This window comes from Alteromonas sp. 4NH20-0104, assembly GCF_057547795.1.
This window is the reverse complement of the sequence record NZ_BAAJLP010000009.1, coordinates 53,662-70,394: the sequence shown is the minus strand read 5'-3', so window position 1 is coordinate 70,394 and position 16,733 is coordinate 53,662. Positions and strand designations below refer to the sequence as shown.

The 16,733-nt window shown below is 53.0% G+C and carries 12 protein-coding genes; 5 read left to right on the top strand and 7 right to left on the bottom strand.

Features of this window, described 5'->3' with window-relative positions; all coding sequences use genetic code 11:
* The first annotated feature begins 16 nt into the window (after positions 1-16).
* The gene (locus tag AC27IB_RS08505) at positions 17-559 is read left to right on the top strand and encodes a DUF1285 domain-containing protein (RefSeq protein ID WP_296051034.1); all 543 of its coding nucleotides are present in this window, start codon (positions 17-19) and stop codon (positions 557-559) included.
* A 51-nt stretch (positions 560-610) separates the two neighbouring features.
* Here AC27IB_RS08505 and AC27IB_RS08500 read toward each other — a convergent pair whose 3' ends face one another.
* Entirely contained in the window at positions 611-3,964 is a 3,354-nt protein-coding gene (locus AC27IB_RS08500; RefSeq protein WP_487120271.1) for a glycosyl hydrolase, read from the bottom strand.
* Positions 3,965-4,101: 137 nt separating this feature from the next.
* Positions 4,102-5,310, bottom strand: a complete 1,209-nt coding sequence (gene pobA, locus AC27IB_RS08495; protein ID WP_487120269.1) for a 4-hydroxybenzoate 3-monooxygenase — start codon at positions 5,308-5,310, stop codon at positions 4,102-4,104.
* Positions 5,311-5,471: 161 nt separating this feature from the next.
* Here pobA and AC27IB_RS08490 point away from each other — a divergent pair, with 161 nt between their 5' ends.
* The 4 genes from AC27IB_RS08490 (at position 5,472) to AC27IB_RS08475 (ending at position 9,640) form a co-directional block, all read left to right on the top strand.
* Positions 5,472-6,359 (top strand): helix-turn-helix domain-containing protein, encoded by an 888-nt coding sequence (locus tag AC27IB_RS08490; RefSeq protein ID WP_296049506.1) that lies wholly within the window; start codon positions 5,472-5,474, stop codon positions 6,357-6,359.
* A 361-nt stretch (positions 6,360-6,720) separates the two neighbouring features.
* Positions 6,721-7,614, top strand: coding sequence for an amidohydrolase family protein (locus tag AC27IB_RS08485; RefSeq protein ID WP_296049508.1), 894 nt, complete (start codon positions 6,721-6,723; stop codon positions 7,612-7,614).
* A 50-nt stretch (positions 7,615-7,664) separates the two neighbouring features.
* Complete coding sequence (locus AC27IB_RS08480) at positions 7,665-8,609, top strand: Gfo/Idh/MocA family oxidoreductase (protein WP_487120267.1); 945 nt, start codon at positions 7,665-7,667, stop codon at positions 8,607-8,609.
* Positions 8,610-8,647: 38 nt separating this feature from the next.
* Positions 8,648-9,640, top strand: coding sequence for an aldo/keto reductase (locus AC27IB_RS08475; protein ID WP_487120265.1), 993 nt, complete (start codon positions 8,648-8,650; stop codon positions 9,638-9,640).
* Positions 9,641-9,687: 47 nt separating this feature from the next.
* On the opposite strand, the gene AC27IB_RS08470 is transcribed toward AC27IB_RS08475, so the two are convergent.
* The 5 genes from AC27IB_RS08470 to AC27IB_RS08450 all read right to left on the bottom strand — a co-directional run bounded on the left by AC27IB_RS08470 (position 9,688) and on the right by AC27IB_RS08450 (position 16,674).
* The gene (locus AC27IB_RS08470; protein WP_487120263.1) at positions 9,688-12,156 is read right to left on the bottom strand and encodes a glycoside hydrolase family 9 protein; all 2,469 of its coding nucleotides are present in this window, start codon (positions 12,154-12,156) and stop codon (positions 9,688-9,690) included.
* A gap of 164 nt (positions 12,157-12,320) precedes the next feature.
* On the bottom strand, positions 12,321-13,316 hold the full coding sequence (locus AC27IB_RS08465) for an aldo/keto reductase (RefSeq protein ID WP_487120261.1): 996 nt from the start codon (positions 13,314-13,316) through the stop codon (positions 12,321-12,323).
* 50 nt (positions 13,317-13,366) lie between these two features.
* Positions 13,367-14,866 (bottom strand): tryptophan halogenase family protein, encoded by a 1,500-nt coding sequence (locus tag AC27IB_RS08460; RefSeq protein WP_487120259.1) that lies wholly within the window; start codon positions 14,864-14,866, stop codon positions 13,367-13,369.
* A 7-nt stretch (positions 14,867-14,873) separates the two neighbouring features.
* On the bottom strand, positions 14,874-15,908 hold the full coding sequence (locus tag AC27IB_RS08455; RefSeq protein ID WP_487120257.1) for a cupin-like domain-containing protein: 1,035 nt from the start codon (positions 15,906-15,908) through the stop codon (positions 14,874-14,876).
* Positions 15,901-16,674: a SapC family protein gene (locus AC27IB_RS08450; protein ID WP_487120255.1), complete on the bottom strand. Its 774-nt coding sequence runs from the start codon at positions 16,672-16,674 to the stop codon at positions 15,901-15,903. The genes AC27IB_RS08455 and AC27IB_RS08450 overlap by 8 nt, the downstream gene beginning before the upstream one ends.
* Positions 16,675-16,733 lie beyond the last annotated feature (59 nt).

The following is a 16,733-nucleotide window of genomic DNA, read 5'->3' as shown; positions in this document are numbered from 1 at the left end:
CGTCGGGAAATCGTTTATGGATCTGCAAACCCTTACCGCACAGGTTGAAAACCTCGAAGCGGCTCCGCCTTTTGATAAGTGGCATCCGCCATTTTGCGGCGATATCGACATGACCATCAAATCTGACGGTAGCTGGTGGTATATGGGCAGTCCCATCGGCCGGGAGAAACTGGTGAAACTCTTTGCCAGTGTGTTGCTTAAGGAAGGCGATGAATATTTTCTGAAGACCCCGGCTGAGAAGGTGCGTATACAGGTAGAGGATGCGCCCTTTGTTATTACCCAATGGCAGACTCACGACACCGAAGAGGGCCCTGCTATTGAAGTTATCTCTAACCTCGGGCAGTCAGCCGTGCTTTCAAAAGCGCATCCGTTAGAAGTGGATAACCGTCATCCGGAGCAACCTCGCCCTTACGTTATGTTGCACCGCGGGTTAAAAGCGCTGGTGCACCGTAATGTGTTTTATCAGTGGGTCGATATTGCCACCGCTGCCGACATCGACGGCAAACAACATCTGATGATTCAAAGTGGCAGCAGCCGGTTCAGTCTGGGCTGTTTGTAACCCCGGCAACTGGCTGGCAATCCTCCTGCCAGCCAGTACCACTGAATCATGCTATTCGGTGGTTTGCGATAATAGTAACACCGGTCCCATTAACCCCGATTTGCGTAGCGGCGCATCCGGGTAATACGTATTAATAGTGGTAAACGTATAGGTTTTATCAGCCTCTGGCTGGTTGTCACCAATTAATCGATTCACCCACAGGTTTGTTACCTTTATCTCGATGTTATTTTCTCCGGCCCTGAGCAGTGGCGCGATATCCGTGGCATAGGGCGGGGTCCACAGAATACCGGCATCCTGGCCATTAACGAATACCTGGGCCAGCTCTTTCACTTCACCAAGGTCCAGAATCATTTGCTCATTGGCTTCGGGCGCTGCCGCCAGCGTGAGCGAATTGCGGTAAGTGGCTGTGCCTGAAAAGTACCTTATCCCCTCCACGGCAGAATCTGCCCAGTTACCCGGCGCATAGGGCATCGCCTGTTCCGGAGCTCCCCGACCGGCCTGGAACTGGACTTGCCAGCCCTGATTTAATGTTGCTACTACAGAGGCCTGGTTAATGGGTTGAGGCTGTTGCGATGGTGCACTGTCAAACACAATGTAGCCAGACTCATAGGGCATCAGTTCTTTTTCAATTATGCTGTAACCGTTCTCTGTGGTGGTTTTAAGTGGGGTAATGTCGCCGCTGACGGCGTTGTAATGCCAGGCTGACCTGGCGGTCACGTTGAACGTAAACCTGGCCGCTTCGTGTTGCGGTTTGCGGTTCGTGTAAAAATAAATATCCTGCTGGTCAGTTTTGCGGTGCACAAACATTATCGTGCTCTGGCTATTATCGGTTTTCACTGCAAAGTCATATCGCAGACCGGCTTTTTCTACTGCCTGGTTCACGCTGCCGGCAGGTAGTACACGGCCTTTACCGGTTTTGCCCGACCACAATTCATCCGCTATCCGCGCAAATTCTTGCGGATTGTCGTTCAGTGAGGGTGAGGCTATCGGCTTCGGCCCGGCAATAGTGGCGCCAGCCTCAACCAGGGCCTTGAGTTTGCTCAGCACTTTCAGGGTCATATAGCGGCTGGATCCGCCAAGATAAAGCAGCTTATAGCGCTGACCACTCGGCGTGATCAGTTGGTCGTTATCCACACTTAGCAGATCGTTAATAACGTCTCGGTTAACGTAGTCAAAAGCGTTATGGGCGGGGACATCCTCGGCCGGTGCATGGCTGTAGAGCGCTGTTAGTGGTGCTTCCTCGCCATAAAAGTATGCCACATCAGCGGCAAAGCGGCCTTGCTGAAGCATATAGGCATTGCGGCTGATATAGGTCACCCAGGGCTTGGCATAGTCAGCCCAGGTATCCAGGCGATTAAAGTACTGGCCAAACACAAATAAGCTCAGGCCAGGGGCTTTATCGAGCGGTTGATGCACCGAAGTATGGATGATGGGGCGATTAACCCCCAGAGCAAACTCCATGTCAATCATCGGGCGCAGGTCGGCCGGTGAAAATGCCCAGGGGGAAGAGGCCGCCGTTAATGACTCTGCGGCCACCAGGTTCTGCCCATAAACATGGGCTACCGAAGCGGCTTCACGAATGTCTGACCAATACTGGGGAGCCGGGCCGATTTGCTTAGCGGTATCAAAGGCCCACATGGCTGCCATGGGAATATCGGCGCTGCGGCGCATCCGCATGCCGTCACCAATCGCCGGGCGCTCGTTTTCCAGCGCTTCTGAATAATGGCGCATACCGCGCTTATTGACCTCTTCGGTGATCACCGCGTAATGATTGTCGGCCAGCATCTCTGCCAGCGTCAGGCGAAAATCATAAAGAAACTGGTCGGTTTGCGTGGCGGTGTTAACAATGTTTCCAGCCAGCGCCGGCAGCCAGGGCAGCAATGAGTAGCCGCGGCGCTCTGCGAATTCGCTGAACATTGCCGGGGTCCAGTTTGAAGGGCCGACTTCAATGCTGTCGTTAAGCAACGCCTGCAAACCGCTGTTGCCACCCATATTTTCCTCACCTGCGGCCCCTTTATAGTTGTCGAGGTAGTGGTTGATATAGGCTTTTACGGCCACCGGATCGTACTTATCCACTTCAAGACCAGTGGCTTCCGGCGTGGCCGGGTGATTTTCTTTGCCGGTCAGTGAATAGCCTAAGCGAACCACCTTCCATTGGCCTGACGTTGGTTGCCAGTTAAGGGTGCCATCGGCATTAAGCTTATCGGTCAGATCAATGACCTGACTGACATCAATGCCCTGAGCTTCATGCTGATAAGACAACGGGTAGTAATCGTGAACCGTGCCAAAACCGGCTTTCACTTCAAAGCGATGGACTTTGGGCTGGCTGTAAAAGGCCGCTTCTAGCACGGGCGCCGCCACTGTGCCGGGTTCGCCGGTTGGCAGACTAAATCCGCCTGGCGGCTTCGAGCCAGGCGCCTGTGAAGACGGCATCTTAAACTTACCGTCCGGATTACCTTGCATCACAAAGCGTAGGTATCGCGCCGTAACAGGGGCGAAGCTGACCGTGGTTTGCAGTGTAATGCCAGCGTCTATACTGGCGATATCGGTAAATTGCCGGCCGTCTTCGCTGGCCTGTAATACCGGCTTTAACTGCGGCGGTAAAAACATCCCCGGCATGGGAGTCGCCAGTGAAGCGGCGGCAACAGTTTGGGCACTGCCAAGGTCGAAAGTAACCGTAAAGGGTTTGCCCGGCATTGTCTGACCGGTGGTGGCGGTGTTGTAGTCGCCGTCTGTCATGGCGCGGGTATCCGGGTTGTCCGGACTATTGGTGCTGATACTGGCAATGGCGAGCTTGTCATTGACAGGCTGTGGGTAAGCGATAACGGCGATATCGGCATAGTAGGCCGGTGCGCTGGCCATACTGGCTTCGCCTTCGCCAAGCATGGTATCGCCGGAGGCATAGTTTTGAAACAAGCCGGTAACGCCATTGGGGGCGGGAATGGTAATCGGCGACTGGCCGGCATTGACCAGGGTTTCGCTCCACACCAGTTTCTTCATGCCATCCCCGGGCGCAACCCAGGGGCCGCCGGTCTCACTCCAGCCAGGTGAGGCGGCAATGCCAAATTCAAAATCCTGCTGGTCGCTGATACTCAGGGCGAGGCGAAATTTCTCGGCCCAGTCGTCTGACATATAAACCGCTCGTTGGTCGACGACCTGGGGCGTCATCAGGTGAGCATCAAAGTTCTGCACCCCACCGATACCCACTTCATGCATCCACGCGAGATCTTTCTTAATGCCTTCGGCAGTCACATTGCCGTTCATCCAGTGCCACCAAACCAAAGGTTTAGCCGACTGTGGCGGCGATTGAAACTGCTGTTCCAGTTCGTTGGCAAGGCCTGGCAGGCTCATGCAGCCAAGTATCAAAAACACAGAGGACATTTGCAGCGAACGACGAGCAGACATAGAAACTTCCCAATACAATGTAAGTAAATGAATTGTATTGGGAGTGTTTCACTAAAGTAAAATAGATAATCTTGGCAGAAGTATAGACTGTATTAATACAAAATGGGCGCGGCCTTCAGACCGCGCAATTACCGGTGTTATTCAACGGCTTCGTAGGGCATGCCCACATACTGGCGGGCAATCACCTTCTGGCCCTCTTCGTGAGTCAGGTAAAAATCCAGCTCAGACTGCATAAAGCGATCGAAGGTGACTTTGTCCATCCCGTTCACTTCGCCCTGATCAAAGTCGTGCAACATATTACTCATCCACCAGGAGAAGCGCTCGCCGTGCCATACCCGACGCAGGGCGATTTCTGAATAACGTTTTGGCGCCTCTCTGTCATCCTGTGCATAGCGTTTTTGCAGCAGCTTATACAAGGTAGAAACGTCCGAGGCGGCCAGGTTTAACCCTTTTGCGCCCGTAGGCGGTACGATGTGTGCGGCATCCCCAACCAGGAAAAGATTGCCCCATTGCATGGGTTCACACACAAAACTGCGCAGCGGCGCAATCGACTTTTCAATACTCGGCCCGGTGATCAGGTTGTTGGCGCTGTCCTGGGGCAGGCGTTTTTTCAGTTCATCCCAGAAGGCTTCGTCTGACCAGTTCTCCACTTTGTCGGTGAGTGGAACCTGCAGGTAATAACGGGAGCGGGTAGATGAGCGCATGCTGGCCAGGGCGAAGCCGCGCTCGGTTTTGCAGTAAATCAGTTCGTCACTCACCGGCGGCACATCCGCCAGCACGCCGAGCCAGCCAAAGGGGTACACCCGCTCGTGCTCAGTGCGTTTTTCCTGCGGGATGGTCTGGCGGGAGATACCGTGAAAGCCGTCACAGCCAGCAATATAGTCGCAATCAATGGTAATGGTTTCACCGTCTTTAAACAGTGTGACCTGGGGCGCGTCGCTATCAACATTTTGCAACTGCACATCCTGGCTTTCATAAAAGCTGGTCAGTCCCGAAGCTTCCCGGGCGGCCATTAGGTCGCGGGTGATTTCGGTTTGGCCGTAACACATCACCGTACTGCCTTCGGTAAGTTTGTTAAGGTCAATACGATAGCGCTTACCGTAATAGGCAATATCAAAGCCGTCGTGTACGTGGCCTTCTTTATCCATGCGCTGGTTAACGCCGGCTTCACGAACCAGGTCGACAAACCCTTGCTCAAGGATGCCGGCGCGAATACGGCCCAGCACATAATCCGGGCTGACCCGCTCAATAATAATATTGTCGATGCCGGCTTTATGCAGCAGTTGGCCGAGTAATAACCCGGACGGCCCTGAGCCGATAATGGCAACCTGTGTTTTGGTGTTCATAGCGATGACTCCCGGTGAACAAATCAATTCTGACCGGTTAATAATGGAAGACAGAGACCATAATTGTTATTCACTTATGCTTTAAAGTGTTGTACTTTTTAATCACATGTTAAATTTTTGTCATGGCTGCTTGCAGCTGTGAGCGTGTCAGGAGAACCGCTTTGACGACAACGCAAAAGCAGATCCCGTTTTACGATCTCTACGGCGAGTCTTTTATGCGCATGCAGCCAGACTTCGTGCATCTGGAAGATATTCAGTCGCGCAGCGCTAACCTGGGTTGGGAAATTAAACCTCACCGCCACGCTAATCTGGCGCAAATTATTTGTGTTTTCGACAGTCAGTGGCAGGTGCAGCTGGATGATGATGTTCGTCAGCTGTCGGGCAACTGGGTGGTAACGTTACCGCCGGGTGTGGTGCACGGCTTTAACTTTGCGCCCAATACCAAAGGCTTTGTGTTGTCGATTAATGCCGACGTGATTGCCAATATGGAAATGGGCGAGGACATTAGTGCATTTAACCAGCTGGTATGGTTACCGCAGACGATTGAATTTCGCAGCGCCCGGCAGGCTGAGCGGTATTTTAGTTACCTGATGATGCTGGCCGATGAAATGAACATCAGCGACCCCGGAGCCTCTACCACTATCCGATTGTTGCTAAAGCTGTTGTTTATCACTATTGCCCGGCAACGCCAGCTCGACTCGGTTCAGAGCGGGCCTTCTGGTAGGGAAAACCGCATTCTGCTGGGCTTTCGTGAACTTATCGACAAGCATTATCAGGATCATATGACGGTGGACGACTATGCCGAAAAATTATTTGTTTCGGTGTCTACCCTTAGCCGTATCTGCCGTCAGCAGCTGTCGCAAACCCCTAAAAGGCTGGTGCATCAGCGACTCATTAGCGAGGCCCGGCGACGGTTGATTTACACCCAGCAGACCCTGGATGAAATTGCGCTGACCCTGGGCTTTAAAGACACGGGCTATTTTTGTCGCTTCTTCAAACAGATGGAAGGCACCACTGCCGGCGAATTTCGTCAGCAGAAACGTCAATAATGACAAGATTAATTGCATTCCATTATTGTAATGTAAGCCGCATTTATATTTAAAGTTATGTAATATATGGTTTTTTTACTATTCGTAAGTGCTTTATTAAAGCGTTGTTATATTTTCGATATAGGAAAAACTAATGGCGTTTTGCAGTTTTCTAAACTGCAAGGTCATAACAGGTGGCGCATACTGTGGCGTAAATACTATACGGGCTCAGTGTGTTACCGCCGACAGGATAATTGTAGATTTTCATCTTTCAATTGTACTTTTTAGTCAGGGCTGTTTGCGGGGACGACTCAAAGTCTGCCAAATCAACAGGTTGCTACCCAACAAGCATTTGTGGGCAACCAATTTTCAGGAGTGGGCCATGAGCCAATTTGTTATGGATGCTGACTGGTTGCACTGGCACCAGTCACCATCGGTGCCAGCTTTCAAAGTGCCGGCAGGGGCCGTGGATGCGCATTGCCATGTATTTGGTCCGGGTGACCAGTTTCCCTTTGCCCCACAACGTAAATACACCCCATGTGATGCCTCAAAGGATCAGTTGTGGGCACTCCGTGACTATCTTGGCTTCAGTCGTAACGTGATTGTTCAGGCGACCTGTCATGGTGCCGACAATCGCGCGCTGGTGGACGCTCTGAACCATTCTGATGGCCTGGCACGTGGAGTTGCCACGGTCACCGAGTCGATTACTGATGAAGAGCTTAAAAGTTTGCATGAAGCAGGCGTACGCGGGGTTCGATTTAACTTCGTGAAGCGTCTGGTGGATGCATTGCCGTTCGACGCGCTGAAAGTGATCGCCGATAAAATTAAGCCCTTAGGCTGGCATATCGTGATTTATTTTGAGGCCCAGGAGCTGCCTGAGCTGTACGATTTCTTTACTGCTTTGCCAACCACCGTGGTGGTGGATCATATGGGGCGGCCGGATGTGACGAAGCCGGTGGATGGCCCTGAGTTTGCACTGTTTCTAAAACTGCTGGAAGAGAACGAAAACTTCTGGAGTAAGGTCAGTTGCCCGGAGCGCATCTCAAAAGTGGGACCGGCCGGTAGCTATGACGATGTGGTGCCCTTTGCCCGAACCGTGGTGGAGCGATTTCCTGACCGCGTTTTATGGGGCACCGACTGGCCGCATCCGAACATGAAGTCGCACATGCCTGACGATGGCCATCTGGTAGATATGATCCCCAAAATTGCGCCGACTGAAGCATTGCAGAAAAAATTACTGATTGATAACCCTATGCGCCTGTACTGGGCGGATTAGACACCGTGCCGGCAGGAATCACCGCCGGTAGTAACGAAACGGGAGTTTTTATGAAGATTGTTGTGGTAGGACCGGGTGCATTTGGCATCAAGCATTTAGATGGTCTGAAAAATATAGAGAGCGCTGAAGTGGTAGGCCTGGTGGGTCGTGACGCAGCGAAAACCCAGGCAGTGGCCGACGAATATGCCATCCCCCATGTTTATACCTCGCTGGAAGAGGCGCTGGAAAGCGACGCCGATGCCGTGATCCTGTGTACCCCAACGCAGATGCATGCTGCCCAGGCGATTGCCTGTATGAAAGCGGGCAAGCATGTGCAGGTGGAAATTCCACTGGCAGACAGCTGGGAAGATGCCCAGGAAGTACTCAGCGTGCAGGAAGAAACCGGTAAGGTGTGCATGGTAGGTCATACCCGTCGTTTTAATCCGTCGCACCAGTATGTGCATAACAAAATCACTGCCGGTGAGCTCAACATTCAGCAAATGGATGTGCAGACGTATTTCTTCCGCCGCAAAAATATTAATGCCAAGGGCGAGCCCCGTTCATGGACCGATCACCTGCTTTGGCATCATGCCGCCCACACGGTAGATTTGTTTGCTTACCAGGCGGGCAGCAAAGTGGTGAAAGCCAATGCTATTCAGGGGCCGATTCACCCGGAACTGGGTATTGCCATGGATATGTCTATCCAACTGCTGGCCGAAAATGGCGCTATGTGCACGCTGTCTTTATCGTTTAATAACGACGGCCCGCTGGGCACGTTCTTCCGCTATATCTGTGACAACGGTACCTATATTGCCCGTTACGATGATTTGGTAGACGGCCGGGAAAATGCCATTGATGTGTCGCAGGTGGATGTGTCGATGAATGGCATCGAGTTACAGGACCGTGAGTTTGTCGCGGCCATTAACGAAGGACGTGAGCCTAACAGCAGTGTCGCCCAGGTCTTTGACTGTTATCGTGTACTGTACGAACTGGAGCAGCAGTTAAACGCTCAGTAATGCATACCTGTACAACGTAAACGGAAAGGATTAACGCTATGTTACAACGCAAACTGGCTGGCCGTCTGGTATCAGAAATTGGCTTGGGGTGCATGAATCTCAACCACGCCTATGCCAAAAAGGTCGATCAGGCCACGGCGACCAGCCTGCTTACGAAAGCTTTTGAGGCGGGTGTGACCCATTTTGATACGGCGGCATTGTATGGCTTTGGCAGTAACGAAAAGATGGTGGGTGAAGCCATTAAACCGTTTCGCAAGGACATCTTTCTGGCCAGTAAGTGCGGTATGACCGGCGTAAATGGTAAACGCACTATCGACGGTCATCCGGCAACGTTAAAAGCAACACTGGATACCGCACTAGGGAGTCTGCAAACAGACCATATCGATTTGTACTATCTGCACCGTATCGATCCGGATGTGCCGGTTGAGGAAAGTGTCGGCACGCTGGGCGATTTGGTTAAGGCAGGTAAAATAGGCGCGGTGGGGTTATCGGAAGTCTCTGCTGAGACGCTGCGCAAAGCCCATGGCGAATACCCGATAGCGGCGCTGCAAACTGAGTATTCTCTGTGGACCCGTAATGCCGAGATTGCGGTACTTGACGCCTGTAAGGAACTCGGCGTGGACTTTGTGGCATTCAGCCCGCTGGCGCGCGGTTATCTTGCTGGTGGCGTGGATCCGGCGGCCATGAAAGACGGCGATATTCGTAAAGGGATGCCCCGTTTCCAGGGCTACAACTGGGCGGCGAATCAGCAGTTGTATGCCGACTTTGCATCACTGGCGGCCTCTGCAGAGATTACCCCTGCACAGCTAGCCATGGCCTGGGTACTCGCTCAGGGCGAACATATTCATGCCCTGCCAGGCACCAGCAGCGAAGCGCATCTGATGGAAGATTTACAGGCCAGTGGCCTGCAACTGCCGCCGGAATTGCTGGTGAAGGCCGATGAGCTGATCAATCGCCAGACAGTGAAAGGGGCTCGTTATCCGGCCGGCGCTCAGGCCGACATTGATACCGAGGATTTTGCCGACGCGTAGTCACAAATCAGTTCACCCATCCCGGGTGAACTGGCTTTCTTCACAAACTAGCGTTGTGCCAGCGCAAGGGCAGCATTAACGGTAAACAGATAAAGCCCGCCTACGTTAATCACATACTCGTTCTCACCCCACAGGAACGGCCAGTTTTCCTTATTTTCCGGCAGGTCCGGTTTCAGAATTAACACACCCGGTACAATGGCCCCGCTAATAAACGAATAATCCGCCCGGTTCATACCATAAGCCACTTTTTTCGAAACGGTACCGACATTAGAGATAAACGAAATATCGGAGTCCGGGTGGGTGCCATACAGGTAATCGAGTGAACGGTAAATTAACTCACTATCGAACAGATCGGGAAACGCGGTGTGCAGATAGTACTGGGTAATTGCCATCTGCAAAACAGTGCCATTACCCGCCCAGCCGTATTCGGTAATGGTGACACCGAACGGGTTTTTGCTGGTGGCAGCTTCAAGCGCTGGTTTGTATTTCTGCGCCGCCCGGCGAATACGCTGTGCATACGCCTTGTCCATATGCGGTAGCGCGCGAATAGCAATCACTGCGGCGCGGCTGAATTCCCCTTCGATATAGGGCAGCAAGTCTTTCACTGCGCGTTGGTATTGCTTGTCGCCGGTGGTGATAAGCAGCTCTACCGCGGCTTTGAGTTTTTCCTCTTCCAGGCCACCGCCGGTAGTATTGCCCACCTTAAACCTATCCGGTGCATGGCTCGCTTCCTCCTGCCAGGCTGCTATAGCGGTTTCCCGACACTCGGCTGCCAGCGCCGGATTGTAGTCGGCCATGGCCCGACTCGCCGCCGCCAGCGCGGCCATAGAGCCGTAGTTGAGCGGCGTGGACTTGCTGGTAAACGCCCAGCGGTCGTCAAAAACGCCGCTGCGAGTGCCATCCGATTCGGTATCGCTCATGGCCGCATCGTAGATCAGATTGTCGGTCATGGTGAGGCCGTCACCAAGGTGCGTATACTGGCTTAAATCCGGCACGATAATGCCAGGAATAGCGTGACCCACCGCTTTGTACTGAGCCAGCAATGCCAGACTGCCATGCTCTATTTGCTGTAACAGATCGGGCTTGCCGTCCGGCACATGAATGTCCACATAGTTGCGCTCGTAATCCACCAGCGTGGTATCGCGGGTCAGGCCAAATTCTTCCCAGGTCTGTACCAGTGCGGTAACGGTGTGATACTGCGTTTGCGTGCGAATATCGTAGTCACCGGCATCATACCAGCCGCCTACGTTAAGTCCGGGGATATGCTCCCCCGGTTCGTAAGGCGTATCGGTAGTGGGGCCCTGAGCATATAAATCAAAGTGGGTGTGATTTAGCGGTGCCTGCAATGCGTCATCCAGATGGGAAGCGCCATGCCATACCCGGTATGCCTCGTTAATCAGCATGTGGTCCATCTGTACCGGAAAATAGTGGTCGAGAGTCGGGTGCCAGGCGTTATCCAGCACGTCTGCGTCAATAGAAAATGGCGCGGTGGTGGTATCGCCATAGCGTAACTGGTAAACGCCGCTGGTGGTGATATCGCTGAAATCAAACGCCGCGTACTGATAGCGGGTGTAGTTCTCCTGCTTTTCAGGCCGGGCCTTTTTAACCGTCGTTGTGGTGCCGTCGGGATTAACCCGCAACAACTCGGCGAAGCCGGTGAGCGACGCTCTGGCGTCAAGCTCAATAACAGCGCGCTTGGTTTGTTGAGGCAGGTAACCCACCTGCGAATGGCCTATAACCGGCGCACGTAACCAGTTGTTATCGGTGCTGGCCGTTAGCTCCCATTTGGCCAGTGTACCGCTTTTCCCGGCAGGCAGCAGGCCACGCACCACATACCAACCGTTCTGGGCCTTAGCACGGCCGTCATAAAGTGCCAGAGGGAGTGACTCAGACACTATAGCTACCCGCTTTTTAGCGTCTTCAGGAGCCAGCACAAGATGTTGCCCTGAGGCCAGCGGCTCTGGCTCATGTTCGCCAATAATTTCTTTTACACCAGTGGGGTAGAGCGGGAAGCTGCCGGGTTTGCCATCGGCCAGAAAGCTGGTTTCCATATAAGTGGCCGGCAAGAATTCCATATTAAATCCGGCTTTTCCTTCCAGAGCCGGTGGTAACGGATTGGGCGACGACAGGGTAATTTCAACGCCGTTATCAATGGGCCTGGCGGTAATGGTGTAGGTAAAATCATACTCCGGATACGCCAGGGTGGCGCTAATGGTCCCCGATGCCTGATCGACGTTGCGCTCCACAAAGGTGGGAATGGGATCCCATTGTTCAGGCGTGGCACTGAGCCGCACATCCCCATTGGTTGCGGTGCGCTCACCAAAATGAATGAGCTCGACACCACTAATTTTTGAATCACCAAATAAACCGTTGTACCAGTTGCTGAACACAACCACATCCAGACTCGGCTGGCTGAAATACTGCTTATCGTTAAGCTTAGGGGTAGCCGCCAGGGTGATTGTTGATGCAGTGGCAAAGGCACCGGCAATGGCGACAGCAAGAAGTGGTTTTAGCACGCAGTCTCTCCGTTTTTAATTGTAAACAAAAGGTTATCAATCTGGCGGGCAATTAAAATTACGGTATCGGTTATTGCTATTGTGATTTCATCATATGAGAGGGCGGGAAAAAGCGAGTCAGTGACTGCAATGGGAGAGCATGTCACTGACTGCAAAAAAGCGGGTTACACCTCGCAGCGAATGAGTGGCTCTATATCTTTTACATAGAGCTCATACAGGGCGTTATGCAGATCTTTATCGAGCGACGGTAATCCGGCGATAGCGGCATTTTGCGATACCTGGCTGGCAGAGCTGGCACCGGGAATAATGGTCGATACGGCTGGGTGATCGAGGATCCAGCGCATGGCAAATTGCGCCATGTTTAATGGCGAAGGTTTAAAGCCTTCCAACTGTTTAACCAGTGCCAGGCCTTTATTAAACTCTATGCCGCTGAAGGTTTCGCCCACACTGAAAGCCTCGCCGTCTTTATTAAAGTTACGGTGATCGCTTTTTGCAAATTGCGTTTGTTGATCAAACTTACCGGTTAACATGCCACTGGCCAGCGGTAAGCGTACGATAATGCCTACCTGTTGGGCAGCAGCCTGATCCAGCAGCTCGGTGACCGGGCGCTGGCGCATCAGGTTAAAGATGATTTGCAGTGACGTCAGGTCATCATGTTGCAAACAAATATGCGCTTCGCGCAGGGTTTCCACACTGGCGCCAAAGTGTTGAATATGGCCTTCCTGCTGTACTTCACGGAGCCAGTCAAAAATAGCGCCGTCACTGAGCACTTGCTGAGGGATACAGTGCAGTTGCAGTAAGTCCAGGCTATCCCGTTGCAATCGGTCCTGAGCGCGTTTCACTGAGTCGCGCAGGTCCTGTAGGGAATAGCCATCCGGGTAGGTGCCTTCGCCGCGGCCGTATTTAGTGGCGATCACCGCATCGGGGGCAATTTTCGCTAATACTTCGCCCACATAGCTTTCACTCTGCCCTGCGCCATAAACATCGGCGGTATCAAAAAACGTAATGCCGTCGGCAACGGCTTGTTCGAGTATGGCTTTTGCCGTGGGCTCGTCAATGGGGCCGAAGTCACCACCCAGCTGCCAGCAGCCCAGGCCAACTTCACTAACTTCAAGCTTGGAGGCGCCCAGCGGACGTGATGGGATAGATGTAACTGACATTGAATCTCCTGTTTATGCTTCAATAAGGTGTTTATCGGGCTGTGTGTAGGTTAGGTTAACGCTTCGGTACTGGCCGGTATAGCGCAGTAGCGCTGAATAAAGTCCTGATGCGCAGGCAACTGCGCTACCGCTTGTAAAACCCTGTTACGTTGCTGGCGCATTGATTGTTCGAGTTGTGTATCGGATAACATTAACGCGGCCGGATGATAATGTTGTGGTACGACTCCCTGGCCCAGCATGACCTGCGCCCAGGAGTCTACCCGGAACAGCTCGTTTTGCTTTTGAAAGGCATGCGCCTGCTCTTCGAATAAGGCGATACGCATTTGCAGAGAATCAGGGACAGTCATGTTTTTACAATGCGCCCAAAACGGGCTGTCGTCGCGCTGGGTCACGTGATAATGCAGAATAATAAAGTCACGAATACGCTCCAGTTCAAGCTGGGTTTGCTGGTTGTATTCGTCAACGAGTGCCTGATTATTGCCCGTATGCGGAAACAGTTGCATAAAACGCGTAATGCCCATTATCACCAGGTGAATACTGGTGGACTCCAGCGGCTCCACAAAGCCGCTGGCCAGACCCAGGGCCAGGCAGTTGCGATGCCAGGCCTTGTTACGCCGGCCCGTTTTAAAACGCAGGGTTCTGGGCGTGGTAATCGCCTCGCCCTTAACGTTCTGCATAAGTTGTTCGCTGGCTTCGTTGTCATCCATAAACGCGCTGCTGTAAACATTGCCATTACCGGTTCGGTGCTGCAGCGGAATTTCCCACTGCCAGCCAGCATGATGCGCGGCAGAGCGGGTAAATGGCGCAGCCGGCGCAGCGCTGGTGGTTTGCACGGCACAGGCACTGTCACAGAGTAACCAGTGCGACCAGTCTTCATAACCGGTGTGCAGGGTTTCCTCAATGAGCAGCCCCTTAAAGCCGGTGCAATCAATAAAAAAATCGCCTTCAATCAACTCGCCGCTGGCCAGCCTGAGCGCTTTAATGTCACCATTATCGTGTTGCAGAACCTGGCTGATAATCCCATCGTCATGGGTAACGCCGAGGTTGCTGCAAAAGCGTTTTAAGAAATCTACGTAATTGCCGGCATCCAGGTGATAGGCGTACTGAATATTGCTCTGTGCTGAGGTGGCAAATTTATGCTGGCGTGCGGCTTCCAGTTCAAAACAGTAGTCACCGTAATTGCCTTCCAGGCCACGGGCTTTGGCGCTCAGGTAAAAATGCACGAATTCAGCCAGCCAGCTTTGTTGGCCGGTCATGCCGAAAGAATGAATATACTGCTCACCAATGTGCCCCCAGTTCTCAAACTGAATGCCCAGTTTGAAGGTGGCGGCGGTGGCGCGCATAAACGCCTGCTCGTCTATTTGCAGCAGCTTATGAAACGTACGCAAGGGCGGAATGGTGGCTTCTCCCACGCCAATGGTGCCAATGGTGCTGGACTCAACCAGCCTGATGTTAACCAAAGGCCCCATTTTACGAGCCAGTGCCGCCGCGGCTATCCATCCAGCGGTGCCGCCGCCGGCTATCACTATTTGTTTGGGGTGTGTTGTCATGGCCTGGCTACTTATTCAGTTGGTTCATAATGATGGCGCGTAAACGCCGGGCGGTAACATCGTCTATCTCACCGAGCAGCCCTTTACCTGACTCGGGTAAATGTGCATGGGGCAAGTGGGTATCGCCAAACACGTAATAATCAAATAACGCCTTAAAAGCCGCCTTTTCACGTGCCGGCCGGTCGCGTATGGCAAGCATGGCATGAAACAGTGCTGGCATGCCAGAACCGGCCAGAGATGGTGCCTGTGACCACCAGTAATTCACCAGCACGTTAAAATGGCTCAGGCCTTCTACCTGATGCCACCACATACTGGGGATAAAAATACCGTCACCCGGCGCCAGTTCGGCAATCTGCGCATGCTTAAGGGCTTCAGCAAAACGTGGGTAACGGGCAAAGTCCGGCTGGTGAAAATCCACCATGCTGATCACCTGGCCGCCTGGCGTGCGTTCTACCGGGCCGGGATACAGATTGGCTATTTGCTCAGGTGGGAAAACAACTACCCGGCGCCGACCTGCCACACAACAGGCAATGTTTTCCATAGTGTCGAAATGGCAGGACGCCAGCGATTGATTGCCTACCCAGATACTCACAAGCGGCTCATGGTCAGCCGAGGGGGTTAACTGTGCAGGCTGGTTAAAGCGGACGGTATCCTTGAGGCCCGGAAAAAATTTATCCAGCGGTGCCGAGGCCATATACAGGGATTCTTCCTGCGGGTCATCGACGAGCTCGTCCAGAAAGGCATCGACCCGGCCGTGGACACTTTGATAATTTAAGGCGCTGGCATCTTCGCTGTAAAAATAGCGGCCGTTAATACTGGCCGGTGCCCGGTAAATCATTGAAGGCCGGCCATTATAAAAGGGTTTCAGGTAGGCGGCAGCAGTGGCCGGACCCTGTTTAGCCCGGTGGGTGAGCGCCCAGTCTGTGGCGATACCGCGCAGAACAACGGGCTCGGCAACCTGCGCCAGCTCAGAGGCGGCCGGCGCTTTGCCAGGAGCCAGTTCCTTAACCGTTGTGCTGATGGCAGGCAGGCTGTCAGGCATAGGCCTGCTGCTCGTGATGCTGACGGATATTTTTCAGATCAATCAGCGTCTGAATGTTATTGAGTGAGGTCATTGCCAGATACAACCCCTGCAAATAACCGTGCTGATGTAACGTGTGTAAATCGGCTTGAGTCAATGCCGAGACTTTTTCGTCATTCACCGCAAAGTGGCCACCGAGGGTGTGCTTAGTGCCGTCGGCCAGCTCAATATCAACGCTCATTGGTTCCAGTAAGCCCATAGAGTGCCACATACTCACCATGTCGTTGGTCACCTGCACCCCGTTATGAATCACCCCCAGGATTGAAGCGATGCGATTCAAAAAGTCGGAATTACCGCCCTTGGGTAAAAACAGTGGCTTACCTTGCTCGGTGGAGAGTTTGGGGTGACTGGCATCCACGTGGACCATCACCTGGCTGCCATTTTCGTGCAATCCAATGGCGAAAGGGCCCCGGGCGACCGTCGCCGGCACATAATCAGCCGCCCAGCCTGACTGTTGCCTTAAAGCCTGATAGGTTGCTGGCAATGTTTCATTGAGAAACAGGTTTTCGCCGGCTTCAAGGCCGAGCAACGCCACCATAGTAAAATGGCTTGCGGTTTTATCGGTGGGATAGAAAAGTACCGGGTAGTGTTTGATGACGTTGGCCAGTTCGGTGGCAAATACCGGTACTGAGGCGACATTGTCGCCAAAGTCGGCGCAATAGTGGGGGATGACACGCAAGTCTTTATGGGTGACATTGTCGAGCAGGGTATAGTTGTTATTGTTCATTACTTACCTTTTGTAAACGCAATAAGGCCACCGAAGTGGCCTTGGGTTACTTTTAGCTG